This is a genomic window from Bacteroidota bacterium (genome assembly GCA_025059945.1).
In the GTDB taxonomy this organism is placed as follows: domain Bacteria; phylum Bacteroidota; class Rhodothermia; order JANXDC01; family JANXDC01; genus JANXDC01.
Map to the genome: position 1 here is coordinate 75,060 of JANXDC010000016.1, position 26,924 is coordinate 101,983.

The following is a 26,924-nucleotide window of genomic DNA, read 5'->3' on the forward strand; positions in this document are numbered from 1 at the left end:
GGCGGTACGGGGGGAAAGCTAGTCGGCGGATCGACGTGGAAAGGCCACCAGTGTGGCCACGACGGCATCTCCGGTTACGTTGAGCACGGTTCGGCACATGTTGACGAGCCGGTCTATCCCCAGAATAAGGGCCACAGATTCGCTCGGCAGGTCCAGGTACTCCAAAACGAGCACAAGCATAACCACTCCAGCGCCGGGAACAGGGGCCGTGCCAACGGAGATGAGCAGCACCAGAAGCCCCAGGCGCAAATAGTCAGCCAGCCCAAGCTCTGCGCCTAGGACCTGCGCGATGAAGAGCGCCGCTACGGCCTGATACAGGGCCGTTCCGTCCATGTGCATCGTGGCCCCCAAGGGCAAAGCGAAGCGGCTAATGGGCTGCGGGATCATAAGCTCGCGCTCGCAGCGTTCCAGGGTCACGGGTAGGGTGGCGGCGCTAGAGCTCGTCGAGAACGCCACAAGCATCGCCGGACGAAAGGCGCGCCAGAAGCGCCGCCATCCGAGCGGAGAGCCTATGGTGAGCGCAAGCGCATACAGCACGAGCATACCGGCAAAGCCAAACGCCAGCACCCCCGCATAGCCAGCGAGGGCCTTTAACAGCGCAAGCAGTCGGTTGAGGCTGGATCCCGCCACATCGACCACAAGCGCGGCCATAAGGGCGAGCACGCCCAGGGGAGCCACGTGCAGCAGAAGCTGCACAAGTTTCAACAGCAGGGCCTCTAGCCCCTCTAAGAAAGCCCGCAGGTTTTCGGTGTGCCTCCGGGGTACAGTCGAAAGGGCAAGTCCAAAGACTAGGACGGCCACCACAAGCTCCAGCATAGCCCGGTTGTCTGAGAGGGCAGCCGCGAAGTTATCGGGTACCATGTGGGCGATCGCCTCAACGAAGCTCTGTTCGCGGTCGGCCCGCCCCTGTTCGGCCCTTTGCTGGGCTTCCCCACCATACCGATCCAAAAGCGCCTGGCGGGCCGTGGGATCCAGATCCCGGCCCGGTCCCCAGAGGGCGCATAGGGTGAGCCCCAGGGTCACGGCGGTTGCGGTGCTCGCAAGAAATCCCAAAACAACCCTCACCCCGAAACGCGGCCAGCCTGCGCTGGAGGCGAAGCTACTGAGAACGGAGCAGACAATCAGAGGCGCGGCCACAAGCTTTAGGCCGTTTAGGAAGAGCGTCCCCCACGGTAACACCCACAACCGCACAAGCTCCGTCCACCCCCCCAAGCTCGCCAGGATTCCCAGCAGCAACCCCGAAAGGAGTCCGATGCCGATTCGGGCGCTAAGGGAAGGGGACCTCATGACGTAGAGACGGCCTCTTCGCGCACAACGGGTTGTAATTTGCCCTCCGAGTGTGCCACAACGCAGGTCACCGTCGCATCGCCTGTGACGTTGGTGACCGTTCGGCACATATCCAGGATCCGATCTATGCCCAGGATAAGCGCGATCCCCTCAACGGGTACATGAATCGCCTGCAGGATGATCACGAGCATGATCACGCCCGCCCCGGGCACAGCGGCGGCGCCGATCGAGGCCAGCGTGGCCGTGAGCACGATCATAAGCTGATCCTGCAGGCCCAGGTTCAGACCTAGAACCTGCGCGATAAAGACCGCCGCCACGGATTGGTACAAGGCCGTGCCGTCCATGTTGATCGTGGCCCCCAGGGGCAAGGTGAAGCTGGAGATCTCCTTGGAAACCCCCAGTCCGCGCTCGCAGCGCTCCATGGTCACGGGCAAAGTGGCCGCGCTGGAGCTCGTGGAGAAGGCCACGAGCTGCGCTGGTCGGAAGGCCTTGTAAAAGTAGCCCACCCGGATCGGCGTAAGAGCGCGCACAAGCAGGGCGTAGGTGCCAAAAGTGTGCAGAAGCAACCCCACCAGCACGGTCAGCCCATACCAGGCTAAGGCGCGCAGCAGCTCCAAGGCTCGGGAGGGGTTGTCTCCGGCCAGGTCCGCGATCACCCCCGTGATCAGGGCGAAAACCCCCAGAGGCGCCATGCGCATGATGAGCTCCACGAGGCGGATGATCACCTCATTTAGGCCGGCGAAAAAGGCCCGGACCGGCTCGGCCTTGCTCCGTTCGATGCCGATGAGGCCGATCCCGAGCAGCAGGGCCACGAAGACGATCTGGAGCATGTTTCGGTTGTCGGAGGCTGCGCGCAGCAGGTTTTCGGGCACGATGTCCACGATCGGCTGTAGGGGGCTGGTCTGTTGTACCTCTTGGGCGCGCTGCGCGGACTGTTCGACGTTGGCCGCGTAGCTCTTCATGAGCTCTTGCCGCATTTCCGCCGGCAAACCCTGTCCGGGCCGAAGCACGTTGACGAGCAGCAGGCCCAGTGTGATGGCCAAGACCGTGGTGCCGATGTAGAGTCCGATCGTCTTGCCCCCAATGCGCGAAAGCTTTGTCAGGTCCGATAGGCTGGCGACGCCCGTGATCAGGGAAGCCAGCACCAGGGGTACGGCCACGAGTTTAAGTAGGTTGACGAAGATCGTACCCCAGGGCTTGATCCAGTCCTTGGCGAACCCCGCCCATCCGAAGGCGCTCGTAAGCAGCCCGAAGAGCACGCCCAAGGTGAGTCCGAGGATGATCTGCCAGTGCAGTTGGCGGTACCACATCCGAGAAGCCCCCTTCGCTAAACGATGCAAAATGAGCCCGCTCCGGCTCTAACGCAACGTCGTCTTCAGGATCCCGGGCCGGTGAGGGTCCACCAGGCCATGGCCATGAGCGCTCCTCCCGTTGCGGCCGCGCCGTTTACGAGGTCGTTGCGCACCCAGCGCAGACCGCTTACGCATACGGCGGGCTGCCCGCAGTGGAGGGCGCGCTCGGTGAGCACGCCGCAGACCGGGCAAGTGAAGCGCGCTTGTAGGAGCGCGCCCAGGAGGCTATCCAAAAAGCTTCCGGTAAGCCCGGCTACAAGAAGGCCCCCAAGCGCCTCTATAGCCCCCCAGGATTCCAGGAAGGCCGAGTCAGCTAGCCACGTAGAGGCCCAGATCGCGCCCGCCCCGGCTGCGGCCGCCAACGTGCCGGCTGCGGACACCCCCCCAGAGGTGCCCGGCGGACAAGGGCGGCCATTTGTGATAAGCCACGTGGGGCCCAAGCGCACGATCGTACCCCACTCCGTCGCCCACGTATCGGCCGTCACGGCGGCCAAACTGCCCAGGTAAGCGGCGTACCAGAGGGGATCGGCGCTCCAGGCGCCCAGCAGGGTGCAAAGCCAGGCTACCCCGCCGTTGGCCAGCACTTGGCCGGCGTCCCGGCGGTGGTCTTTTTCGAAGATCAAGCTCAGGGACGCTTTTTCGGCCTGCCCCAATCGGCTCCAAAGGCTAGAGAGCACAAAGAACACGATCACGGGCACGCTCCAGGCCCAGCCCCCTAGACCGAAGAAGGTGACGGCCATAAGCAGGGTCAGCGCCGCACCTGAGCTCGACAGGGCTCCTGCGCGCCAGGAGATCCCGACAAACGCCAGGCCAATGCCGAACCCCAGCGCCAAGCGCAGGCTGTAGAGCGGCTCCGAGAGGGCCATCCAACCCAGCACGGCGGTCACGGAGACCGGAACCGCGACGTTATCCCAGCCCCGACCGCAGAGCGCCTCGGCCGCTGTGGCCACCCCGGCCCCCACGAGGGCGGCCACGGCGAGCATCCAGTCGGGCCAATAGAGGCGATCCAGAGACCGAAGCCACGCAAGGCCGGCTCCGATCACAAACAGGCTGACCCCGAATACGGCGGCTGAGCCGGCTAGGGTTTTATCGCCGATCCACCTTCGGACTGGCTTTACGACGCCTCCTAGCACCGCCGCGGCTGGATCAGCCAGGGCCAGAACAAGCATGGAGATCGTAAACAGGTAGCGCAGCTCAGGCCACAGCGCCCAGCAGAGCGCCAGCGTGATGCCATAGCCCAAAACGAAAAGCACCGTGCCCCAGCCGGATTCGGCCGCGTGCATGCCGGGCAGCCAGCCCCGCAATCGGCTGATCCCGTTGAGAAGGAGAAACACCGCCCCGAGTGCGAACAGCGCCTCCACGCCCTCAACCACAAAAGGCGTAAGGGCCGCGGCTACGCCTACAAGCGCATGCACGAGTTTACGCGCCAGCCCAGGGCTGAGCCAGCGCAGGCGGTACGCTAGCTCGCCCAGCCCGACAAAGAGCAGATTCAGCCCCAGCAAGATTCCGAACCAGATCCAATCCTGCACAGAGGGGCACCCCCTTCTTGCCGCGGACGACAGGCCAAACATACGCGCCTTCGCGTCGCCTCGCAAAAGCGCGGATCCCAAGCCCCGGATGCGGACGTTTCAGAACCCGTGAAGGTATCTTGCAAAAACCTGATCTCGATCTTGGGGCTCTGGACCTGGGAGCTTCCGAATACGCTCTGCTCGCTATTGTTGTTGTCCGTTGTGCGCTGCCTCTGGGGCCGGAGGGCGCTCTTGTATCGGTATCGCGCCGCTTGGGTGCTCGAGGTGCCCGCTGGCCGCTCCTGCTGGGGGCTTACGCCCGGCAGGCTCATTCTGCTGCGCGCCGGGTGCGCCAAGCGGCTGCTTGCGCACGAATACGGGCATCTGCGCCAAAGTCGCGCTCTGGGCCCCCTGTACCTGTGCGTGATCGGGTTGCCCAGCCTGCTGCATGCGGCCGTAAGCCGACTTCTGCGATGGCCCCGGCATCGGTATCTGCGCTTTTACACCGAAGCCTGGGCGGAGGCGTGGAAGCTGGATGAACGGACCTAAAACAGCTTGAGCTGTCGTCCCCCAAGCTCCCCCGGCCGCGTCTCGAAGCGCTCCCAGCGCGCATGTTCCGCCGGTAGTTCCCGCAGGAAGGAGGAGGGACCCGTGCGGATGCGTTGACCCCGATGGAGGCGGCTGTGCGCGTAGCTGATCAGCACCTGATCCCGAGCTCGCGTCAGGCCCACGAAAAAGAGCCTGCGCTCTTCGGCCTCCGCTGAGGCCGGTTCGTCGGAGCCGAAGCGCAGGGGCAGGAGCCCCTCTTCACAACCGATCAGGAACACGGTGCGAAATTCCAGGCCCTTGGCCGCATGCAGCGTAAGCAGCGAGACCCGGTCGGCCCGTCTATCCCAAAAGTCCACCTCCGTGCTCAGCGCAAGCGCGTTCCAGAAGTCCTCCTCTCCGCGCTCCCGGGCTAGCTGTTTGAGGCGCTCCAGCCACAACATGCGCTCCGGATCCACGGGGAGGGTTTGCTCCAAATCGCAAAGCCTTTGCAGTAGGGGGCCGCCTGCGGCGCCAAGCGCGTCCATGAGCGCCCTTACCACGGGATGCTCCGCTACGGGGCGGTGCGTACGCTTCTGATACGGAATGCCCGCCCGCGCCAAGGCCTCCTCAAGCGGTTCGGCTTGCGCTTCTGTGCGGTAAAGCACGGCGAAATCGCCAAAGCTTTCTTGGGCCGCGGGCATCTTTTCGGCCTGAGGCACGGCCTCAAGCCGCACACCGCCAACGCGGCGCTCGATCTCGCGCGCTACCCAGGCCGCTTCGGCCGTCTCGTTTGGAAAGCCGCGTATCCAAACCGGCGGTCCGGAGCCGCGGACGGCTTGGAGGACTCTACGAGGCCGCAGCGAAACGGGGGCCACCACCTGCAGGGCGCAGGCCAAAATAGGGGCGCTGTTGCGGTAGTTGCGCCCAAGCTCCGCGCTTAAAGCCCCCGGAAAGTCTTGTAAAAACTGCGCAAAGAAGCGCACATCCCCACCGCGAAAGCCGTAGATGGCCTGATCCGGATCGCCGATGGCCAGCAGCCGCGTCTTAGGCCCCACGAGGGCGCGCAAAAATCGGTATTGCTCCGGATCCAGGTCCTGGTATTCGTCCACGGCCACCGCCCAGTAGGTGGCCTGCACGCAGGCCCGCACCGCCGAGTCGGTTTCCAGAAGCCGGATGGCGCGCTCCAGGAGCTCCTCGACATCTAGCAAACCCTGCTCCCAAAGCCGCGCCCGCCAGCGCAGGACGTCGGCCCTGGCGGCCTTCCGCAGCCGGATGCGAGCCCGGACCTGGTTTTCCCGAAACACCTCCACGGCGGCCTGAAGTCGTTCGGCCTCGGTCGCCACCCGAATGGGACGTTTGAGGCCGGCGTGCTCCGCAAACCGGTCGAGCACGATCAGGGCAAGTCCGTGAAAGGTGGTGGTCGTTACGCGGTGCCCGTCCTCAAGGATGGCCGACAGGCGCCGCCGCAGCTCTTCGGCAGCCCGGCGGGTGAAGGTGATCGCCACGCAGGCCTCCGCCGCGATGCCCTCGGTTTGTATGAGGCGCGCAATCCAGTGCGTTAGCAGGCGCGTCTTGCCCGTGCCCGGACCGGCCTCCACGAGCAGGGCGCGGCAAGAGGCCGATAGGATGCGTGCTTGCTCAGGATCCAGCTCCGAAACCTGGGCCTCGGGCTCCTGGGACTCGGGTTGGGCTTCCGAGGCGTCCTTCTGAGGCCGCGCCACAGGGCCAGGCAAGCGCTCCGTGGGCTTCGAAAAGGCGAACAGGACACCCCCTTGCAGTTGGGCTCGTTCCTCAGGCCGAAACAGCCGAATGACCCCGTATTGGCCGTCAAAGCCGGGCTCTCGCAGCACGCGGCCGTTTCGCATCCGATTAAGGGCCTCGTCGAGCAACGGGGGGCCAATGCGGCGTACGTCTTCCAAGGGGGCTTCGCGCAGGATCACGAGCTCCGGCCCCAGGGCTCGAAGCAGGCGCTCGTATGATCTTTGTACGGCCCTGCTGGCGGGCGCGCTGTCGAGCAGTTCGGCCAGCACCTCTTCCAGGGGCACTAGGCTCTCAAAGCGGGCCGCCCCCGGAGGCGGCTCCGGTCGGGTTCGGTCCGCCAGTTCCTCGACCCGATGCAGCACGCCGATCGTAAGGGGGCGGCCGCAGGCGGGGCAGCGCCCCTCTAAGGCGCGCGTTTGGGTCGGTTCCAGGCGCACCCCGCAGGCCCGGTGGCCGTCTAGGTGATACTTGCCCTCTTCGGGGAAGAACTCCACCGTACCCCCGTGCCCTTGGCCGGTCTGGAGGGCGCGTCGGATGGCGAAGTAGTCCAGTTCCGTCTCAAACCGACAGGCTTCGCGTCCCACTTTGCCAGGGGAGTGGGCGTCGGAGTTCGACACCAGCCGGTAGCCGTCTAGAGCCGACCAGCGCCAGTTCATCGGGGGATCGGAGGAGAGGCCGGTTTCCAGGGCGAAGATGTGCGCCGTCAGCTCTCCGTAGGCCTCCTCCAGCCGATCGAAGCCCGATTGCGAGCCGAAAACGGAGAACCAGGGGGTCCAGATGTGGGCGGGTATGAGGTAGGACCCCTCGCCAGAGGTCAGGACCAGCTCCAACAGATCGCGGCTGTCCAGCCCCAAAATAGGGCGGCCGTCTGCGGCCAGGTTGCCGATGCGGGCCAGCGCCGCGCACAGCCGCTCGGCGCTCTCCCAATCCGGCACGTAAACCAGATGATGTACCTTACGCACCCGGCCGTCTTTTTTGTAGATGGTGGAAAGCTCCACCTGAAGCAAAAAGCGCACATCCGATACGCCGGGCGCTTGGGCTTCCAGAACGCGGCCTATGTCCGATCGCAACCGGAACAGGCCCGGCTCGGCGGGTTCTAGTTTCTGGCGTAGCTCTTGTCGCCAGGCCGGATGGGTAAAATCACCCGTGCCGAGCACGCGTACCCCTTTGCGGGCCGCCGCCATAGCCAGGTGCTCGAGATCCAAGTCCCGGCTTGTGGCCCGCGAGTACTTGGAGTGCACGTGCAAGTCCGCGTAAAACGTCATCGCTTTTTAAGCTACGGGAGTGGAGTCAGCGCGGGCAAGGCTTGACTTCCGGTTCGGGGGTGCGGTTATTTCTCCTTATCCTTGCATCAGACGAAAGCCGGCATGCCGTACGTACACGGAGGCAAGCTCGCTGCACGAGCCCTCAGGCGGCTCGGGGTCAGCCACCTGTTTACCCTCTGTGGGGGGCATGTGCAGGCCATCTATGACGGATGCCTGGATGAAGAAATCCGGGTCGTGGACGTGCGGCATGAGCAGACGGCGGCGCACGCAGCCGATGCCTGGGCGCGCCTGACGGGTATTCCGGGCGTGGCCGTGGTCACAGCCGGGCCGGGGGTTACGAACGCCATCACCGCCGTGGCCACGGCCTATAGGGCGCAGGTGCCTATGCTGCTCATAGGCGGACAGGCTCCGTTGACGCACCTGGACATGGGGGCCCTCCAGGAGCTTGATCACCTCTCCTTGCTGCGTCCGATCACGAAGGCGGCCTGGCGGGTGCACGAAACGCGCCGGATCCCGGAGTACATCTGTCGGGCCTTTCAGGTGGCCACAAGTGGGGTTCCGGGTCCCGTGTATTTGGAGATGCCGCTGGATGTGCTGCTAAACCAAATCGACGACTCGCTGGCCGTCTGGAGCGCCTGGCGTCCTGTGCGGATAAGACCCGATCCGGAGGCCGTGCGCGCGGCGGCCCAGATTCTGCGCCAAGCGCACCGGCCCGTGCTCGTAGTGGGAGCCCAGTGGTGGTGGAGCTCAGCCCGAGAGGGGCTGCGCGAGCTCGTGGAGCGTACGAATCTGCCTGTATACACAAATGGCATGGCGCGCGGCGCTCTGGGGGCGGAGCACGCGGCCCTGTTTCACCTGTCTCGCTCTCGGGCCCTTTCGGCGGCCGACGTGCTTCTGCTGGCGGGAGCGCCTCTGGATTTTCGCTTGCAATACGGCCAAAAGCTTGCCGACGGAGTGCGGATCATCCAAATCGACTTGGACGGGGCCGCGATCGGGCAGAACCGCGTCCCCGATGTGGGCATCGTGGGAGATGTGGGCTGGGCCCTATGGGATCTGGCGGACGCTCTGGATGGGTTTCGCGTTGCCGGCGCTTGGCTGGACGCGCTTCGGGAGGCCGAAGCGCGCGCCCGGGAGCACCTAGAGCCCGAGCTCACCTCGGAGGCTTCACCCGTCAACCCGTTGCGCGTGGCCGCCGAGCTGGACAGGCGCCTTACGGAGCGCACTATTCTTGTCATGGACGGGGGTGATTTCGTGGGGGCCGCCGCGCGGGTGCTCCGGCCTCGCGGGCCCGGCCTGTGGCTGGATCCCGGTCCGCTGGGCACCCTGGGGGCCGGCCCCGGATATGCGATGGCCGCTCGGCTTGCGCGGCCGGACCATGAGGTGATCGTCCTTTACGGAGACGGCGCTTTTGGTCTGCATGCGATGGAGTTTGAGGCGCTGCTTCGGCAGCGCATCAAGGTGATCGGCCTCATCGGCAACGACGCGGCCTGGACCCAGATTTTGCGCGGCCAGGTGGCCATGTACGGACCGCAACGCGTCGTGGGCACGCGCCTTGGAGAGGTGCGCTACGAACGCCTTGTGGCGGCCCTGGGCGGCTGGGGGCTGTTCGTAGAACGGGCCGAGGACTTGGGCCCTGCTCTAGAGCGCGCTTTTGCTGAGGACCGAGCCGGCGTGATCAACGTGCGCATCGGGTCCAGCCAAGCGCGGGCCGAGTCGATCAGCTTCTAGTTGCGCAAACCGGCCTTAAGCGCTACCTTCAGGCGGCATCATCGCGAAGCGCCCTATGCGCCCCTTATGGATGGGGCTTTTGTGCGCCGCCTTGGGGGTGGGCCTTTTCCATCCCCAGCCGGATCCTTTCGCCGCGCTAGAGGCCCGCTATGGGTTGACGCTAGGAGTGGCGGCACGCAACCTGAGCACGGATCAGACGCTGTACTACAAAGCCGATACGCTCTTTCCCACCGCCTCCGTAATCAAGCTCCCTGTTCTCGTGGAACTCTACCGCCAGTACGCGCGCGGCTATTTGCATCCCCGCGATACGGTGCTTTTGGATTCTAGCCGCCTTTACCCTGGAAGCGGGGTGCTGAGGTACCTTTCCGTGCCCCGAATGCTGTCGCTTGAGGATGCGGCTGTGTTGATGATCATCCTGAGCGACAATACGGCCACAAACCTTGTTTTCGACAAGCTGGGCCCGCATCATGAGGCCCGACTGGATTCGGTAAACCGCACGCTGCGCGCGCTGGGGCTCGAAAAGACCACCATGCACAACAAGCCCTTCAGCGTGCGCACGCGCAAAAACACCCCCCAGGCGCTCCGCTACGGCATCGGCATGAGCACGCCGCGCGAGATGCTGCTGTTGTTGAGCAAGCTCGCCCGGGGAGAGGTGATCTCTCCGGAAGCCTCCCGGGCCATGATCGAGATCCTGCTGCGGCAGCAGTGGACCGAACTGGCGCCCCGGTATTTGCCTGTGGAGGCCGATTCCTTGAAGATTGCGCACAAGACCGGGGCCATCAGCACAGCCCGTTCGGATGTGGGCATCATCTTCACGCCTCGCGATACGATCGTCTACGCCGTGATGACAGACCGCGTCTCGGATCCGCGCTGGACGATCGACAACAAGGGGAATCTGGCCGTCTCGGAGGCCGCTCGGATCGTATACGAAAGACTGCGATCTCGCTAGGGAGAACCGGCGATGCGTAGATACACCGGCGCCCTCCTGGGGCTGGCTCTATTGGCGGGCTGTGCGACGGTTGGGCCCCTGGAGCGCAGGCTTGAGGGCAGATGGCAGTGGGTCGAATCCACGGGCGGGCTTGCGGGGCTGCGGCGCACGCCCCAAAGCGAGGGCTACAACCAAGAGCTGGTCTTTTATTCCCACAAGCTAGAGGTTTGGCGTTCCGGAAAGCTGGTTACCGTGTTGCGGTATCGCATCGAGCGCAAACGCACCCTGCTGCAGCCAGAGCCCGGCGATGTGCTCGTATACGAGGACTTATTTTTGCCGGAGCAGCTCATCCGCTGGGGCAGAGGCGATACGCTTTACCTGGCCGATGTGTGCGCCGACTGTTTTGTGCATACGTATGTGCGCAGGCGCTAATCGCCTAACCCGGTTTGTCGAGATTGGGAAAGATCCTGGATCCGGAAAGCGAAGAAAGCCGGCCTCGAGCCGGCTTTCTTCACGGGCTTCCGGGCTATGAGGGGGGACGCAAGATGCGCTCAATGCGATCCAGAGCGTCTTCCAAATGCAAGCGCGTGCTCCGATCGCGCACCCGACCAAGCGCGGAGCGGACCTGACGCTGCAGCGCCTGCAGTTCCCCTCGCAGATACGGACGGATGTCGGACTGCGCCACGTTTACGGCGGTCGTCTCGGCTGGAGCTCCTCCGGAGCTCGACGGGCTGGGGGGTTCCTGGGTCATGAGAGAGGCTATTCGGGCCAGGTACCCTCGCTGCAGGTTGCGGCGGAAGGGATCGATGGCGTCTCCGGTCGCTAGTTCGGCCCATAGCCCCAGGCGCAGCTCTTGAAGCATTTCCTCGAGTCTATACGGGGGGGAGGGGCCATCACGCAGCGCTTCGGCTTCGATTAATCGCGCCATGCGGGCGGGATCCAGAAGCCGGTCCAACACGCCCACCTGCAGGGCGCGCACGCGCTCTACGGCCCCAGCCGCCTCGATGCGGCGTAAGATATCGGGCTGCAACATCCAGTGAGGGCTTTGAAAGGCGTGGCGCTGGAGGAACGCCATGGCCGCGCGCTGTCGATCACGGGGCACCGGCTCGTAGACCACCCCCTCTTGGTCGTAGCTTTTGCGGGTTCGATAAACACCTCCGATGATCGTCACCACATGGCCCATGTAGCGGTTCCATTGCGCTAGGATTTGGCCATAGAGTTCGCGCAGATCGGCGTAATCCTTTCCAGGTGCGGCGGTCCAGGCGATCAAGTTAGGCATGATGCGCTTTAAGTTGGCGATCCCGTACTCGCCGGCTCGCACCCCGTCATCGCCCAGGTCTTCGGTCTGGGAGCTGGGGTCGACTGAGCTGGGATCCCCGAAGCGGTACATGGGGTCATGTTCGCGTTCTCGAATCCACTGGTCCAGAACAGGCTTTTCGTCATCTGGAGTGCGCGCGCCCGGAATAGGTCTGTATCCCCAGCGGATGGCGTAGATGTCGTACGGTCCGATTTGCGGCATCAGACAAGCCCCATCGCCGGGTTGGGCTACGTAATTAAAGCGTGCATAGTCCATGATCGAGGGCGCTGTGCCCATCCGACAGGTGAACGTGGCCGAACGCAGGGAATCGACGGGATATGCGGCGCTGGCCTTCATGTTATGGGGCAGTCCCAGCGTATGCCCCACCTCGTGGGCCGCCACGAACCGGATGAGCTGGCCCATGGTCTCCTCATCGAACTGCACCGCCCGCGCCAGGGGGTTAACCGCGGCCGTCTGCACGAAGTACCAATTCCGAAGCAGGTTCATCACATTGTGGTACCAACCGATATCGGCCTCCAGAATCTCCCCTGAGCGAGGGTCGTGTACGTTGGGCCCGTATGCGTTCTGAATCTCGGAAGCGAAATATCGGATCACGGAGTAGCGCACGTCTTCGGGATTGAACTCCGGGTCTTCCTCCGGACTTGGGGGGTCCTTGGCCAGGATCGCCCCCTTGAAGCCCGCCGCCTCGAAGGCCTTGTTCCAGTCCTCGACGCCTTGTTTGAGGTATTTGCGCCACTTTGTCGGTGTGGCGGGATCTATGTAGTAGACGATGGGTTTTTTGGGCTCCACCAGTTCGCCGCGCGCGAAGGCTACTGGGTCTTTCGGCTCCAGGCGCCAACGCACGATATAGCGCCGGGTAGCGGCGCGTTGCTCATCTCGCCCGTAGTCCACCTGCTCGATGCGGAAGAATCCCACTCGCTCGTCGTACAGGCGGGGCATCATGGGTTCTCGGGGTAGCAGGATCATGGAATGATGGGTCTCTAGCGTGATCGTGCGCGTTGAGGCCTGCGAAGGGGGCTCCTGGGCCTCGTAGGTGAGCAAGTTGCGCGCCTCAATGTTGAGCGGGTAGCTATGGATGTAAACCAGCAGCGTCCGGGACTCATCCAGGCGCGTGACCCGAAAGCGCTCCCGACGGGCCCGATCCAGGCCCAAGACGGGCACGTCGCGCGTAAATAGCTCCGTGACCTCGATCACGACTGAGGCCGAATCCCGTCCGATAGCCTGGACGTCAAAGGCTCGTATGATGGGCTCGAAGTTTGAGTTGCGCACGGCTCGGTATATGGGCAGCGAGTCGGCCGCCACGTTCTGATAGGAGACCGTGCGCAGCAGTACTTTGTCGCCGAAGCGCTCCCAGCGCACAACCTGGCGGTTGAGTTCCTCGCCTCCATAGCCCACACCGGCGGCTGTGCGGGCGATACGCGTGACCCAGAGCATCTCACGGCCCAGCAGGCTATCGGGGATTTCGTAGTAGTAGCGTGAGCCGAGCTGATGCACGTCGAATAGCCCGCGGTCTGTACGCGCCTCGCGGGGAATCACTTGTCCATAGGGACGGGGGCCGGTCGGAGCCTGCGGGGAGCGGCCTGACGCCGAGGGCTGCGCTGAAGCGGACGGACTAGGGCTCGGCGCCGAAACAGGCCTAGCCCCAGCCGAGTTCCCCGGAGGGGTGGGCGGACGCGTGGGGGCACAGCTTATCGCAACGATGAGCAGGGGGACCATTATACCCCCTGAGAGACGATCGGGCATAACCGGTCTCCTGTGCTAGGAGGCACACACGCTCGCAAGATACGGCCACACGCTTGCGGCCGTTGGCTCCCGGGGAACGCCATTCGGTAACATTGTGGTGACATCTGGGATCTTGATGGGGCGAAACGACGTACAGCGAGCGCTTGCCTGGAAGGCGCCTGGGGCAGATTTTTACGCCATCCGCTGAATAGGGGTCATATGCGTTGGCGCGACGAAGTCACGGTTTGCTCGCTGCGGCCCTTCTGGTAGGGGCGCTGCGCGCGACGGCGGTTTGCGCTCAGCCGGTACTCCGCTGGGGAGCGGACCCCAGTGGGGGAGCTCCGCACGTCTTCGTCGACCCTCAGAATCCCGATCGCTACGTTGGTTTCGAGAAAGAGTTCGTTGAAGCCCTGGCGGCCGTTCTGGGCCGCCGGCCCGTGATGGTGCCGACGGACTGGGAAACGATCGTCTCGGCGCTGGAGCGGGGTGAATTCGACATCATCGTCAACGGTCTGGAGCCCACCACAGACCGGGCCAAACATATCCTGTTCAGCAAACCGTATTACCTGTTTCGGCAGCAGCTCGTGGTGCGCCGCCAAGAGAACCGGATTCGCACCCTGGCGGACTGCCGGGACAAACTCGTAGGCACGCTCGTCAACACCACCTCTAGTCGTCTGTTGGCCCGCGAAGGGATCCGCTACAAGGCCTACGCGGACCCCCCGGTGGCGTATCGCGATTTGGAGTTGGGCCGCGTGGATGCAGTGCTTATGGATCTGCCCATCGCGCAGTATTACGCTTTCCCTAATCCGAACCTGAAGCCCGCCGGTGAGCCCTTCTACGTGAGCGCCTACGTGGTGGGACTGCGTAAAGATGACAGGGAGCTAAAGGCGCAGATCGATGCGGCCATCGACACGTTGCTTCGAAACGGCACCATGGAGCGCATCCTGCGCAAATGGAATCTATGGGATGAGCTTCAGGCTCAGCTTGCCCAAGGGGAGGCACGCTACGACATGGCCGCCTCCGAGTTCAACTGGGGCGAGGCGCTTTGGCGGCTACTGCGCGCGGCCGCCGTAACGGTGGCGTTGGCCTTCGGCGCCATGGGCGTGGCCCTTCTATTGGGCATTCCGCTGGCCTTGGGTCAGGAGCGGGGCCCGCCAGGGGTGCGCGCCCTCTGCACGGGCTACATTGAGTTTTTCCGGGGCACGCCGGTTCTGGTGCAGCTGTTGTTCCTTTACTTCGGCCTGCCCAAGCTGGGTATTGTGTTACCTGGATGGCTGACGGCCCTCGTCGGGCTGGGGCTCAACTATGCGGCTTATGAATCGCAGGTCTATCGGGCCGCCTTTGCGGCTGTGCCACGCGGCCAATGGGAGGTAGCCTACGCCCTTGGCATGGGGCGCGCGCTGGCCTTCCGAAGGGTCATCCTGCCACAGGCTTTTCGGGTTGCGCTGCCGCCTATGACGAACGATTTTGTGGCCCTTTTTAAGGACACCTCCGTGGCCTTTGCGATTTCCGTTTGGGAGCTCGCCACGGCCTACAGGGAGCTAGCCAACGCCTCGCAGCAATTCTTGTTGCTGGGCGCCATCACTTCAGGCCTATATCTGGCCATGAGTTTGCCGCTGGCGCGCTTGGCACGTCGGCTTGAGGCGCGCCTGCAGCGGGAGCGGGCTCGGGAAATCCCACACGGGGAGGAAGTGCGGGCATGATGCGGGTGCATGTTCTGGAGAAATGGATTGGCCCTCGCCCCATTTTGCGCGGCGTAAGCTTTGAGGTGCCCGCGGGCACGGTGCTGGGGATCATAGGCACCTCCGGCAGCGGCAAAACGACCCTTCTGCGGTGTCTTGTGGGGTTGGAGCGTTTTCAATCGGGTTGGATCGCCTGGGAGGACCTGCGCCTAGAGGGCGGCCTTTCGGAACCGCTCTGGCGCCGTCGGCGGGAGCGGTGGCGGCGGCATGTGGGCATGATCTTTCAGCATCTTTACCTCTTCCCCCATCTCAACGTCCTGGGCAACCTCATTGAGGCCCCCGTGCACGTGCGCCGGATCCCTCGCAGGGAAGCCGAGGCTCAGGCTTTGGAGCTGCTGGACCGGATGGGGCTGCGCTGGGCCGCGCATCGCTATCCTCACTCCCTATCCGGGGGCGAGCAGCAACGCGTGGCGATCGCGCGCGCGCTTATGATGCGACCGGACGTGTTGCTGCTTGATGAGCCCACAAGCGCCTTAGATCCGCAGCGCTCAGCCGATGTGCGCGCCCTATTGCGCCAATACGTCCAGCAGGGCCATACCATGATCGTGGTTTCGCACGCGATCGGTTTTCTCCGCGGCCTAGCCGATCAACTGCTTTATCTGGAGCACGGCGAGGTGGTGGAATGCGGACCGGCTGAGGCGCTGCTTGTAGCTCCCCAGGACCCTCGCACGCAGGCTTTTCTGCGGCACGCCTGATGGCCTAGCCTTCCGGCGGCGCGTGCCGTAAATTGCGCGCCAAAATCAGCGGGAGCAACGCCATGCGGCCGATGCGCTTCGTTTTGCCCCTGGGCCTTGCGGCGCTGCTGAGCTTGGGCTTCTTTCAGGGCTCGGATCGGTTCTTCGAGCTGCGCAAGCACTTCACGATCTTTAGCGAATTGTACACCGAGATCAGCACGCACTACGTCGATGAAGTGCCTCCCGCCAAGCTTATCCGAGGGGCCCTAGAGGGGATGCTGGAGCTGCTGGATCCTTACACGAACTTCATCGACGAAACCCAGCGCGATGATGTCGAGCTCACCGTAAGCGGCCGTTACGGGGGAGTGGGCCTGTCCATAGCCGAACGCGACGGTCGCATCGTCGTGCTGCGTCCTCTGGAGGGTTATTCGGCCTTTCGACAGGGCATCCGGGCCGGGGACGTCATCCTCCAGGTGAACGGGCAGTCCGTCTCCGGTTTGAGCACGGCCGAAGTGAGCGCGCTGCTGCGTGGGGAGCCCAACACGACCGTCTCCGTGACGATCGCACGCGAGGGCGAAGCTAGGCCGCTTGAATTCGTACTTGTGCGCGAGCGCGTCAGGCTCCAGGATGTAACCTACGCCGGCTGGGTGCAGCCCGGAATCGGATACGTGCGCTTGGAGCGCTTCTCCGAAGGCGCACCTCGGGAGTTCGCGCAGGCTCTGGATCGGCTGCGCCGCGAAGGTCCGCTTGAGGGGTTGATTCTGGACCTGCGGGGTAATCCGGGCGGGCTGCTGGAGGCCGCCGTGGCCGTGGTCGGGCATTTTCTGCCCCGCGGCAGTCTAGTCGTCACCATGCGCGGTCGCAAGGGGGTGGTAGAGCGCGAGTTTCGCACCTCCGATTCCCCTACACTGCCCAATATGCCCTTAGTCGTGCTTGTGGACAGGGAGAGCGCCAGCGCCTCTGAAATCGTGGCTGGGGCCCTACAGGATCTAGACCGGGCCGTGGTGATGGGCGAACGCACCTTCGGTAAGGGTCTTGTTCAGGTCATTCGGCCCCTTTCGTACAACACGGCGGTCAAGATCACCACGGCCAAATACTATACCCCAAGCGGCCGCTGTATTCAGGCTGTCGATTACGCCGAGCACACCCGAAACGGGGGGCGCTTGATTCCGGATAGCCTGCGTCGGGCTTTTCGCACCAGCCGAGGCCGAATCGTTTACGACGGAGTTGGCATCGAACCCGACGTGCGCCTGGCTCCGCCTCCGCCGAGCGCCCTGGAGGAGGCGCTCAGGCGCCGGATGTGGGTCTTCGAATTTGCCAACCGCTTCGCCGCTCGGTATCGGCAGCTTCCGGATACGTTCACGGTCTCCGATGCCGTGTACGCGGAGTTTGGGAGCTTTCTACGCGAACGCGGCTTTGCCTACGAAACCCAAACGGAGCGACGGCTGAGCGAGCTCGTGGAGGCCGCGCGCGCCGAGGGCTTCTACGAGGCGTTGCGGCCGGGCTTGGAGGCCCTGCAGAGGGCGCTGGATGCGGAAAAGGGTCGCGATCTGCTTCGGCATGCGGGGTCCTTGAAAGAGGAGCTGCGTCGGGAGATCTTGGCCCGGTATTATGGCAGTTCTCGCCTTATCGCGCTCGATTTGGAACGAGACCCGCTTGTGGACCGCGCGATCGCCCTGCTGCGTGATCCTCAGGCGTACCGCAGGGTACTGGGCGGTTAACCACCCCAGCGCCGCAGCTGGCGTAGGGCGATCGCGAAGTCCTGGGGATAGGGGGCCTCCACGGTTATGCGCTCCCCGGTCCGCGGATGCGGGAAGCCGATCCGCAAGGCGTGCAGCGCCGTGCGCGCCATCAGGGGCTGAGCGGGTGTTCGGCCGGCCTTGTAGCCCGCCTTGAGCTCCTCAAGCAAGAGCGGCCGGCCTGAGCCGTACAGCGCATCCGCTACTAGGGGTAGACCGACGGCGGCCAGATGGGCCCGAACCTGATGCGTACGGCCTGTCCGGGGCTCGACCTCTAGAAGCGCATAAGCTCGCCAGCGCTCTAGAACGCGCACCAGCGTCCGAGCAGGCTTGCCCCGCTTGAAATCCACCACGGTCCGATGCCTGCGGTCTCCATCCGAAAGAAGCGGAAGCGTGATCTCGAGCTCCTCCCAAGAAGGGATGCCCACGACAAGGGCGTGGTAGGTCTTGTATACCGCTTGTCTGGCGAAGGCCTCGTTTAGAGCCCGATGCGCCTGGGCTGTACGGGCCAAGATGAGCACTCCGGAGGTTTCGGCGTCAAGCCGATGCACCACCCAAAGCCGCCCGTACGTTGGCTCCAAGATCGTCCGAACCGTGGGCAGTTGGGTTCCGTCGGCCACTGAGCGCAGCCCAGGGGGTTTGGCCACCACCAGCAGTTGCTCATCGGCCCATAGAATCCTCAGGTTCGCCTCCGGAGGCATGACTATCCTGCGTTTCCGTCTCTGGAGGGGGAAAGCGAGCTGCTTCAAGCCAGGCCAGGTAACGGCTTAGCTCCAGCTGCGTGCGCAGTAGCTCCTCTACGTCCCCACCCAGAAGGCTTTGCTGCCGAATCATTCGGCTGTTTTGTTCTATGAGCCGTTCTAGATTCCAACGCTTTAAGCGTTTGATGGCGTCGGCGGCCGCCTCATGGGGGTCGGGTTCGGGTTGGCCGGCGACGAGGCGTCGCTCCCGCCATCCTGGGCTGAGCTCATGGGGATCGATCAGGACGTCGAGCATGAGCGCCCCCGGCGATGTGCCCTCCAGCTCGCGTATCCATCGGGGTATTTCGATGGGCTCCCCTCGCTGATAGGTTTCCAAAAGGCGGCGCGCTAGCTCCCGGGAGGGGCCCTCTTGGAACTCCTCTAGGCTCGTATGGCTGAAAACATGCCGTACCAGCGCGCCTCCGTGCTCCAGCATGAGCCGCAAAAGCAGCCGCTCCGGCGGGGGTATGTCCGGTTGGAGGGCGGACGGCTGAGGGCTCAATGCCTCCGCCGAAGGCTCTAGACGCACAGGACGGGCCGCCGACGGGCCGGGCGAGCCGGACCGCGCACGCTGTTCTAGGGCGGTCTGCAGCTCGGCCTCGGGCATGCGAAGCGCCTCGGCAAGGGCGCGCACGTAGGCGGTGCGCCGAAGGACGTCCGGGATGAGCGCGATAAGACGCAGGGCCTCGTGGGCGGCGCGCGCCTGGGCTTCCGGAGATGGCGTTGCGGGGAGCTCGCGCGCCAAAAGAAAACGCAGAAAATCGCATTCTTCGCGTTCCCGGTACGCCAGGAAGCCCTCCCGGCCCTCTCGGCGCAGGAAGCTATCCGGGTCGTCCCCCTCCGGAAGCCGGAGTACGCGCACCTCGAGGTTCTCCGCCAGCAACAGCTCCGTGGCCCGAAGCGTGGCCATGAGGCCGGCCGGATCGGCGTCGTAAAGGATTACGACGCGTTGGCTGTAGCGCGCAAGCAGCCGGGCCTGTGCGGCCGTAAGCGCCGTGCCGCCGGAGGCCACGGCCTGTTCGAAGCCGTACTCATGCAAAGCCAACACGTCCGCGTAACCTTCTACCAGCAACGCCTCGCCTCGGGCGCGTATGGCCTCCCGCGCCTGGTAGAGTCCGTAAAGCAGTCGACCTTTGCGGTACAGGGGGGTTTCGGCCGTGTTCACGTACTTGGGCTGATTGGGAACCTCCTTCAGCAAGCGACCGGCAAAGCCCACCACCCGACCCGAGGCCGACAAGATGGGGAACATGAGCCGATCCCGGAAGCGGTCTCGATATGTACCGCCCGGCCCTGGAATCAGCAGATTGGCCTGCGCAAACGGCCTGGGATCCATCCCTAGGGCGCGCACATGCCGATAGAGCGCATCGGCGCTGGCCGGGGCGTATCCAAGCCCAAAACGACGTGCGATCGCATCCGATATGCCTCGAGCTGCGAGATAGCGTTGGGCTTTCTGTCCGGTCGGATTGCGAAGGTGCCGGTAAAAGAAGCGCGCGGCCTGGCCTAGCGCCTCGTAGAGGGCCTGATCGCCCTTCGCGCGCGGTCCGCCTGGCTCCGGCAGGGGCACGCCGAAACGCTCGGCCAGAATCCGCACGGCCTCTGGAAAAGAGACCCGCTCGTATTCCATGACGAAGGTGAAAACGTCGCCCCCTTTGCCGCAGCCAAAGCACTTAAAAAGCCCCTTGTCGGGGGTTACGGTGAAGGAGGGCGTCTTTTCGGCGTGAAACGGACACAAGCCCACCCAGTATTTGCCGCGACGTTTGAGTGGCACGACCTCCTCGATCACGAGCAGGATGTCCGCCGCGGCGCGAACCGCCTCGATCGTATCGGGATGCCAACTCATATCGGAACCGGCCTTTGGTGGCGCCTAGCGCCAAAGACCTGTCAGGTACTGCCAAAGCCAAAAGAGCGCCGCCTGAGCGGCGCGCTCCTTGTTGCGCCGCCGGTCTTGTTCAAATTGGTAACGCCGCGCCCAGGTGCCCGTTGGAGCGGAGAGCCCTATCCAGACCAGCCCTACGGGTTTTTCCGGGGTGCCTCCGGTGGGGCCGGCGATGCCCGTGGTAGCGATGCCCACAGTCGCCTGAAAGCGCCGGCGCGCGCCCTCGGCCATTTGCAGGGCCACGGGTTCGCTTACGGCTCCGTGTTGGGCAAGCACCTCGGGATCGACATCCAGCAGAGCGGTTTTGGCCGCGTTCGCATAAGCCACCACGCCGCCTAGCAAGTAGCGGGAGCTGCCTGGTGCGTTGGTGAGGCGGTCTAGGATGAGTCCGCCTGTGCAGGATTCGGCCACCGCGATCGTCCAAGAGCGTTCGCTTAAAAGCCGCCCTACGACGATCTCAAGCGCCTCTTCATCGGTTCCGTAGATGTATTGCCCGATGCGAGAGCGCAGATGCGCCTCCAGCTCCTCTAGAACGCGCTCCAGCTGCTGCGGATCTCGGCCCCGGGCCGTAAGGCGCAGCCGCACGCCCGTTGGGCTGCTCAGATAGGCCACCTCTAGTCCCCGCGCAAGCCAGGGGCTCAGGTCCCCGATCCGTTCGGCCAAGGCCGATTCCCCGATCCCGGCCGTAAGCAGCGTGCGCCGCCGGGTCCGCTCTCCATCGGAGCGCGCCCCCAGACGAGGCAGTACAAAGTCGCGCATCATGGCCTGCATCTCATAGGGCACCCCAGGGAGCACGACCAGCACCCGGTCTTCCCGCTCAAACCAAATACCCGGGGCTGTGCCGAGCGCGTTGGGGATGCGTTCGGCCTGTCGGGGCAGCCGGGCCTGTCGCAGGTTGTTGTCGGGCATTGGGTGACCCCGAGCGGCAAAAAAGGCGCGCATCCTTGCGACCCACTCGGAATCAAGCTCCAGATGCCAACCGAAATAATCAGCCATGGCCTCTACCGTACGATCATCATGCGTCGGCCCAAGCCCACCTGTGCTCACCAGCACATCGATCCGGGGCCAGAGGAAGGCCAGCGCCTCCTGGATCGCCTCCGGTTGGTCGCCCACGCTCATCTGGTAAACGACCCGGAGGCCCAGCTCCGATAGGCGTTCGCCGATCCAGGCCGCGTTTGTGTTAACGACCTGTCCGATGAGCAGCTCATCGCCTATGGCCAATACAGCCGCCCTCATGCGGATCGTCCCTCTGCGTAGCGCCTGGACCACGCCTCGGGATCTTGATGCCAAGACCAGATCAGGGCCGCTTGTTCTGAGGAGAGCTCGCCCTCTCGCAGGGCGACCTCTACGAGCTCCCGCAGCGTGCACAGCACCAGCACGGGCAGGTCAGCCTGGCGGAAGCGCTCCTCGGTTCCGGGTAGCCCGTAGGCGAAGATGGCCGCCACGGCCACCGGATGCGCCCCTTCACGCCGCAGCGCCTCTATGGCCCGCAGGCTCGATCGCCCCGTTGAGAGTAGGTCTTCGATGAGCACCGTGCGCGCGCCCGCGGGCAACAGCCCTTCTACCTGCTTGCCTTGTCCGTGGCCCTTGGGCTCAGTACGCACGTACACCATGGGCAGCTGAAGCCGTTCGGCCACCCAGGCGGCGTGAGGGACGGCCGCTGTGGCCGTGCCCGCTACAAGCGTCGCCTCCGGATATCGGGTGCGAATCGCCTCCGCTAGGGCGTCAGCTACGAAGGCGCGCAGCGGAGGGTCGGCCATAAGCAGGCGGTTGTCGCAGTAAATCGGAGCCCACAGGCCGGATGTCCACCGAAAAGGCGCTTCTGGGCGCAACGTAACCGCTCCCAGGCGCAAAAGCCCCTCGGCCACTTGGGCTGCGGTCTCTTGGCGCAAGAGAAACATTGCGATGTGCCCTTAAGGTACCTTTAAAGGTAATACGCCCCGCCTGAGCAGGGCTAGCAGTTTGGGTTTCATAGAAAATTCACCATCGCCCTTTGACACCTCCGGAAGCGGGGGCATCTATAGGAGACGAACGACGAGGAGTGCTTCTATATAGCTCATGCTGAGAAGCCTCTGGGGATTAGGCTCTTCGCCGGTACGACCGGCGGGCCTTGGTTGCCTCTGTGCCGCACGCCGGTTATGGGCGAGCCCGTGCGTGTGCCTGTGGCCGTTTGGGGCTTTATGGCCTTTCGAAGGGAAGGCCTGAGGCAGCCGGAACGGTTTCTGAAGGGGTTTGAGGAGATGGCCCCCCCACCTCCAGGCAGTTTCCTCGGGTTCATGGGCGCTCCTGGAAGGGTTACTTTTCGGCAGGCCGAGGAGTTAGGCGATGTGCGCATTATCGCCCGTAGTTTGATCTTGCGGATGCTTGGACTTTTGAGAGAAAATAAGGGCCTACGAGGAAGGGCGCATCTGGTGCCGCTTTTATAAAGTTGCAGCCAAGGAGGCGGAAATATGGCGTATACAATCCGGCAAGAGGTCGATGCACGGGGCATGGCTTGTCCAGGGCCGCTTATGGAGCTCGTCCGGATGGCCAAGAAAGCTCAACCCGGGGATGTGATCGCTGTTATCTCCTCCGATCCTGGCTCGAGTAAGGACATTCCCGCCTGGGCTGAGAAAGTTGGGCACCGGCTTCTAGAGGTTATCGAGCTTGACGGGCGCGCCCGCAAGTTTGTGATCGAGGTTCAGGGTAGGAGGACCTCATGAGCCCCTGTCGGATTCTGATCGTGGGCGGCGGCGTAGGGGGTACACTCGTAGCCAACCTACTGGCCCGCCGACTAAAGCCTGAGGAAGCCCAGGTAACCCTGCTTAGCCAGGATGCAGAGCACCACTATCAGCCTGGCTGGTTGTATGTGGCGGTGGACGACATGGAGGAGACCGATCTGCGGCGTCCCGAAAAAGCGCTTCTGGAGCAGGAGGTTTTTTTCATTCACGACGCGGCTGAGCGTTTTGACCTAGAGCGCCGGCGTGTGTGGACGCGCTCAGGCGAGGTCCTTCCCTATGATTGGCTTGTGATCGCCACGGGCTCGCAGCTGGATCTTGAGCGCATCCCTGGGCTGCAAGAGGGCGCGCATCATTTTTATTCCCTTGTGGGGGCTCGCAATCTACAGTACGCTCTGCGGGCCTTCCGTGGGGGACGCGTGGTCATTGGTATCGGTGGTATGCCCTTTAAATGCCCCGTAGCGCCGTTGGAATTTACTTTTCTGCTGGATGTCTACCTGCGCCGACGCGGGCTGCGTGGGCAAACGGAACTCGTCTACACTTTCCCCATTGGTCGCTGCTTTCCTATTGAATCTGTGGCTGAGCTGGCCCAACGGCACTTAGATGAGCGCGGGATTCGAACAGAGCTTTTCTTTGATATCGAGGGCATTGACCCAGAACGCCGCGTGATCTTCGGTATGAGCGGGGATTTGGCGTATGATCTTGCCGTGATCATCCCGCCCCATCGAGGGGCGGAGGCGGTGCTCCGAAGCGGCATTGGAGACGACGAGGGCTGGATCCCCACAGACCGGTATACCCTTCAACTCGAGGGTGTCGAAGGAGTCTGGGTGATCGGCGACGCTACGAACATCCCGATCTCCAAAGCCGGTTCTACGGCCCATTATCAGGCCCGTGTTGTAGCCGATCGGATTGTAGCGCAGATTCGGGGCCAGGAGCCGACGGCCCGCTATGACGGCCATGTGCAGTGTTTCCTAGAGCTCGGAGATGGCAAGGCGACGCTACTGGATTTCGACTATGAGCATCCGCCGGAGCCGCCTCGGCCCACCCGATTCTACCATCTGGCCAAGAAGCTTTTTAACCGGGCCTACTGGTACTTGATTCCCACCGGGCGTGTATAGGGCTTAGCTATCTGCTGGTTGGGCAAGAGGACCTGCGGAATCGTTTCCGAAGCGGGCGGCTACGTAGCGCTCTAGCAGGGCGATGAACTCCTCGGCGATGCGATCGCCTTTGAGCGTGGCGTAGTGTCGGCCTTCTATGTAGACGGGGGCTCGGGGCGATTCCCCCGTTCCGGGCAGGCTGATGCCGATGTCGGCGTGCTTGGACTCGCCCGGGCCGTTGACGACGCAACCCATCACGGCCACCTTGAGGCGCTCCACGCCCGGGTAGCGCGTACGCCATTCGGGCATGCGGGCGGCCAGGTGCTCCGATACGCGCTGGGCCAGCTCCTGGAAAAACGTAGAACTGGTGCGTCCGCAGCCGGGGCAGGCCGAAACCGACGGGGCCAGCTGCCGCAGCCCAAGCGCCTGCAGGATCTCCCGGGCCACTTCGACCTCCCGCGTGCGGGGCTCTCCGGGGGCCGGCGTTAGCGAGATGCGGATCGTATCGCCGATGCCCTCAAGCAAAAGCGGCACCAGCGCGGCCACGGAGGCCACCACGCCCTTTATCCCCATGCCCGCCTCCGTTAGGCCCAGATGCAGCGGGGCCCGGGTGCGCCGGGCCAGCTCCCGATACACCCACCACAGGTCGGCTGGGGAGGAGACCTTGGCCGATAGGATAATCCGGTCCTCGCCCAGCCCATAGTCCAGGGCCTGCTCGTAGCTGCGTACGGCGGATTCCACGATGGCCTCTAGCAATACCTCGTGGGCCGAGCGCGGCTCGGGCCGGCGCGCGTTGGCGTCCATGAGCTCGGTCAGCAGGTATTCATCAAGCGATCCCCAGTTGACCCCAATGCGTACGGGTTTGCCGAACTCTTGAGCCACCTCGAGCATCGTCCGAAAGTTCGCATCCTGTTGGGCCCCTTTGCCGACCGTTCCGGGGTTGATCCGGTACTTGTCCAGCGCCTGAGCCATGGCTGGGTAGCGGCGCAAAAGCAGGTGGCCGTTGAAGTGGAAATCCCCTACAAGCGGCACGGACACCCCCATCTCGTCGAGCCGCTTGCGGATTTCCGGAACGGCCTCCGCGGCGCGTTCGGTGTTGACCGTGATGCGTACGACTTCGCTTCCGGCCCGATAGAGCTCGGCCACCTGCCAGGCCGTGGCCTGCGCATCTTCTGTGGGCGTGTTGGTCATGGATTGGATAACCACGGGGTGGGAGCCTCCGATGGGGACCTGGCCCACCCACACGGTGGGAGTCTGTCGACGCGGCATGCAACTTATCCTTTCCGATTGGGGCCGCCTTTAGAACGTACGACCTGGCCGTCGGGATTCCGGCTTACGCCGGTTGGGTTTGGCGCCAGGCGCGCAGCCGCCGGAAGGGCCACCAGTGCCCTACGTCGACGTGCACGACCTCAAAGGTGGCCCGATACGTGAGCCAAAGGCCCAGGGCGCCGAACAAGATGTTGCCTCCCCACATCCCGAGCCAGGGCGCGATCTGGCCGCGGTCGGCCATTTTTTCGCCCTGAATGAGCAAAACCCAGTAAAGCAGAAAGCAAAGCGTGCTGATCGTGGCCGCCGTGCCGATGCCGCCCTTGCGCACGGTGGCCCCAAGCGGCGCCCCTAGCAGTACAAACAGCACGCAGGCTGTGGCCACGGCCAACTTCTTGTGTACCTCGACGGCGTACTGGGCGATCCGGTTCTGGCGCCAGGCGCGCAGACTGGCCGCGTTGTCGGCCTGATTGCGCAGCATGCGGGCCCGCGCGGCTGCCCGCTGGGTCCAGATCAGGGCCGAATCGGCCGGCGCCTCCGCAAGGGCCCGAAGGGGGGCGGGAGTGCCAGGCGAGCCGGCATGCAACCGGGCCAGCAGGCGACGATACAAGAGGCTGTCCCCGGGCGCAGGGGGGCTTGTCAGTTCATCCCAGGCGCGCAGCAGGCTGTCGCGTCGAAACAGGCGGCTTTCGGCCCGCAATCGGTCTTGATCGTGTGCGATCTCCTTGCGCAGCGTGTCGATGGCCGCTCGTAGCTCTCTGAGCCGCATCGTGCGATCCGTACCCCGCTGGGAACGTGCATCGGAGCGCACAAACCGATACTCGGACAGATCGAAGTGGAGCACCAGACGCGCAAAGCGGATCCGTTCGTACTGGTGGTCCGTGCCCGAAGGTAGCCCGACTTGCCGATCGATCGCTCCGCGCTCTAGTTCCAGGCGCAGTGTGCGGCCGTCGGGGCGCATCCCCAGCCGCCCCTCCTGGGCCGTGATGATGGTCAGGCGGTTGAAGCCCTGCGAATAGTCGTAGATGAGAAGCCCGTAAAGGCGTCCATCTGCCCCCATGCGGTTTACATAGAGGCTATAGCCCTCCAGGCCCGTATAGAAGGTTCCGGGCCGCAAGGCGAAGGCGGGTTTGGTTTGACGGATGTCGATCCAGAGCGCCCGGGCGCGCGCGTTGGCCCGAGGCAGGATCTCGCTGGCGAAAAAAGCCAAAAAGGCCGCTAGCATGAGGCCCGCTATGAGCGCCGGCCGCATAAGCCGCAGCAGGGGGATGCCCGCTGCGCGGGCGGCGCTCAGTTCGTTGAACTCCGCTAGATCCCCATAGGCTACGAGCGTGGCCACGAGCACGGCCATCGGAACGGCCAGCACGACCATGTAGGCCAAGTTGTAAGCCAGCAGCTCCAGAATCGTCCCCAGCCCGAGGTCCTTGCCCACGAGCTCCGGCAGGTATCGGGCCAGAAACTGCAGCACGAGCAAAAACAGCAGCAGGCTGAAGGCGAACAGAAACGGCCCCAGGTGCGCGCGCAACAGCATCCGCTCTAGGTGCGTCATCCGGAGCACGGCTGGCGTCCTTGCGTGGGGTCGGAAAAGTCCTGTACCTTTTGGCCGCAAGATATCCCGCCTCCAAACGGTTGGGCAACAAAGTCGGGAAAGAGGCCATCTCCTCAGCGACCCTTGC

The 26,924-nt window shown here is 64.1% G+C and carries 20 protein-coding genes; 9 read left to right on the forward strand and 11 right to left on the reverse strand.

The genetic code is table 11. The features are described from left to right. Nucleotides 1-18: 18 nt before the first annotated feature. From NZ993_09585 to NZ993_09595, 3 genes are all read right to left on the reverse strand, one after another. Nucleotides 19-1,287: a dicarboxylate/amino acid:cation symporter gene (locus NZ993_09585; protein MCS7156037.1), complete on the reverse strand. Its 1,269-nt coding sequence runs from the start codon at nt 1,285-1,287 to the stop codon at nt 19-21. Continuing rightward, complete coding sequence (locus NZ993_09590; GenBank protein ID MCS7156038.1) at nt 1,284-2,597, reverse strand: dicarboxylate/amino acid:cation symporter; 1,314 nt, start codon at nt 2,595-2,597, stop codon at nt 1,284-1,286. The genes NZ993_09585 and NZ993_09590 overlap by 4 nt, the downstream gene beginning before the upstream one ends. Nucleotides 2,598-2,662: 65 nt before the next feature. Further along, a complete protein-coding gene (locus NZ993_09595; GenBank protein ID MCS7156039.1) occupies nt 2,663-4,168 on the reverse strand; it encodes a DUF92 domain-containing protein in 1,506 nt (501 codons plus the stop codon). A gap of 108 nt (nt 4,169-4,276) precedes the next feature. Between NZ993_09595 and NZ993_09600 the strand changes: the two genes are divergently transcribed. Continuing rightward, a complete protein-coding gene (locus NZ993_09600) occupies nt 4,277-4,696 on the forward strand; it encodes a hypothetical protein (protein MCS7156040.1) in 420 nt (139 codons plus the stop codon). Here NZ993_09600 and NZ993_09605 read toward each other — a convergent pair. Then, nucleotides 4,693-7,701 (reverse strand): UvrD-helicase domain-containing protein, encoded by a 3,009-nt coding sequence (locus tag NZ993_09605; protein MCS7156041.1) that lies wholly within the window; start codon nt 7,699-7,701, stop codon nt 4,693-4,695. The genes NZ993_09600 and NZ993_09605 overlap by 4 nt on opposite strands. A 102-nt stretch (nt 7,702-7,803) precedes the next feature. On the opposite strand from NZ993_09605, the gene NZ993_09610 reads away from it, so the two are divergent. From NZ993_09610 to NZ993_09620, 3 genes are read left to right on the forward strand one after another with little or no spacing between them, the layout of a single operon-like run. Next, complete coding sequence (locus tag NZ993_09610; protein ID MCS7156042.1) at nt 7,804-9,429, forward strand: thiamine pyrophosphate-binding protein; 1,626 nt, start codon at nt 7,804-7,806, stop codon at nt 9,427-9,429. 55 nt (nt 9,430-9,484) lie between these two features. After that, entirely contained in the window at nt 9,485-10,378 is an 894-nt protein-coding gene (locus NZ993_09615; GenBank protein ID MCS7156043.1) for a class A beta-lactamase-related serine hydrolase, read from the forward strand. 12 nt (nt 10,379-10,390) lie between these two features. Then, nucleotides 10,391-10,789: a hypothetical protein gene (locus tag NZ993_09620; GenBank protein MCS7156044.1), complete on the forward strand. Its 399-nt coding sequence runs from the start codon at nt 10,391-10,393 to the stop codon at nt 10,787-10,789. A 94-nt stretch (nt 10,790-10,883) separates the two neighbouring features. On the opposite strand, the gene NZ993_09625 is transcribed toward NZ993_09620, so the two are convergent. Beyond that, a complete protein-coding gene (locus NZ993_09625) occupies nt 10,884-13,391 on the reverse strand; it encodes a zinc-dependent metalloprotease (GenBank protein ID MCS7156045.1) in 2,508 nt (835 codons plus the stop codon). A gap of 230 nt (nt 13,392-13,621) precedes the next feature. On the opposite strand from NZ993_09625, the gene NZ993_09630 reads away from it, so the two are divergent. From NZ993_09630 to NZ993_09640, 3 genes are all read left to right on the forward strand, one after another. Continuing rightward, on the forward strand, nt 13,622-15,100 hold the full coding sequence (locus tag NZ993_09630) for an ABC transporter substrate-binding protein/permease (protein ID MCS7156046.1): 1,479 nt from the start codon (nt 13,622-13,624) through the stop codon (nt 15,098-15,100). Next, on the forward strand, nt 15,097-15,834 hold the full coding sequence (locus NZ993_09635) for an amino acid ABC transporter ATP-binding protein (GenBank protein ID MCS7156047.1): 738 nt from the start codon (nt 15,097-15,099) through the stop codon (nt 15,832-15,834). The genes NZ993_09630 and NZ993_09635 overlap by 4 nt, the downstream gene beginning before the upstream one ends. A gap of 62 nt (nt 15,835-15,896) precedes the next feature. Continuing rightward, nucleotides 15,897-17,534: a S41 family peptidase gene (locus NZ993_09640; protein MCS7156048.1), complete on the forward strand. Its 1,638-nt coding sequence runs from the start codon at nt 15,897-15,899 to the stop codon at nt 17,532-17,534. Here the strand turns inward: NZ993_09640 and NZ993_09645 are convergent. From NZ993_09645 to pyrE, 4 genes are read right to left on the reverse strand one after another with little or no spacing between them, the layout of a single operon-like run. Beyond that, a complete protein-coding gene (locus tag NZ993_09645) occupies nt 17,531-18,253 on the reverse strand; it encodes an RluA family pseudouridine synthase (GenBank protein MCS7156049.1) in 723 nt (240 codons plus the stop codon). The genes NZ993_09640 and NZ993_09645 overlap by 4 nt on opposite strands. Then, the gene (dnaG, locus tag NZ993_09650) at nt 18,213-20,132 is read right to left on the reverse strand and encodes a DNA primase (GenBank protein MCS7156050.1); all 1,920 of its coding nucleotides are present in this window, start codon (nt 20,130-20,132) and stop codon (nt 18,213-18,215) included. The genes NZ993_09645 and dnaG overlap by 41 nt, the downstream gene beginning before the upstream one ends. Nucleotides 20,133-20,156: 24 nt before the next feature. Next, a complete protein-coding gene (locus NZ993_09655) occupies nt 20,157-21,404 on the reverse strand; it encodes a competence/damage-inducible protein A (GenBank protein ID MCS7156051.1) in 1,248 nt (415 codons plus the stop codon). Next, on the reverse strand, nt 21,401-22,069 hold the full coding sequence (gene pyrE, locus NZ993_09660) for an orotate phosphoribosyltransferase (GenBank protein MCS7156052.1): 669 nt from the start codon (nt 22,067-22,069) through the stop codon (nt 21,401-21,403). Before pyrE ends, NZ993_09655 begins: the two co-directional genes overlap by 4 nt. A 549-nt stretch (nt 22,070-22,618) precedes the next feature. Between pyrE and NZ993_09665 the strand changes: the two genes are divergently transcribed. Both NZ993_09665 and NZ993_09670 read left to right on the forward strand, forming a co-directional pair. Further along, nucleotides 22,619-22,870 (forward strand): sulfurtransferase TusA family protein, encoded by a 252-nt coding sequence (locus NZ993_09665; GenBank protein MCS7156053.1) that lies wholly within the window; start codon nt 22,619-22,621, stop codon nt 22,868-22,870. Continuing rightward, entirely contained in the window at nt 22,867-24,003 is a 1,137-nt protein-coding gene (locus NZ993_09670) for an NAD(P)/FAD-dependent oxidoreductase (GenBank protein MCS7156054.1), read from the forward strand. The genes NZ993_09665 and NZ993_09670 overlap by 4 nt, the downstream gene beginning before the upstream one ends. A 3-nt stretch (nt 24,004-24,006) precedes the next feature. Here NZ993_09670 and ispG read toward each other — a convergent pair whose 3' ends face one another. Continuing rightward, the gene (gene ispG / locus NZ993_09675; protein MCS7156055.1) at nt 24,007-25,251 is read right to left on the reverse strand and encodes a flavodoxin-dependent (E)-4-hydroxy-3-methylbut-2-enyl-diphosphate synthase; all 1,245 of its coding nucleotides are present in this window, start codon (nt 25,249-25,251) and stop codon (nt 24,007-24,009) included. A 64-nt stretch (nt 25,252-25,315) separates the two neighbouring features. Then, on the reverse strand, nt 25,316-26,797 hold the full coding sequence (locus NZ993_09680) for an LptF/LptG family permease (GenBank protein ID MCS7156056.1): 1,482 nt from the start codon (nt 26,795-26,797) through the stop codon (nt 25,316-25,318). Nucleotides 26,798-26,924 lie beyond the last annotated feature (127 nt).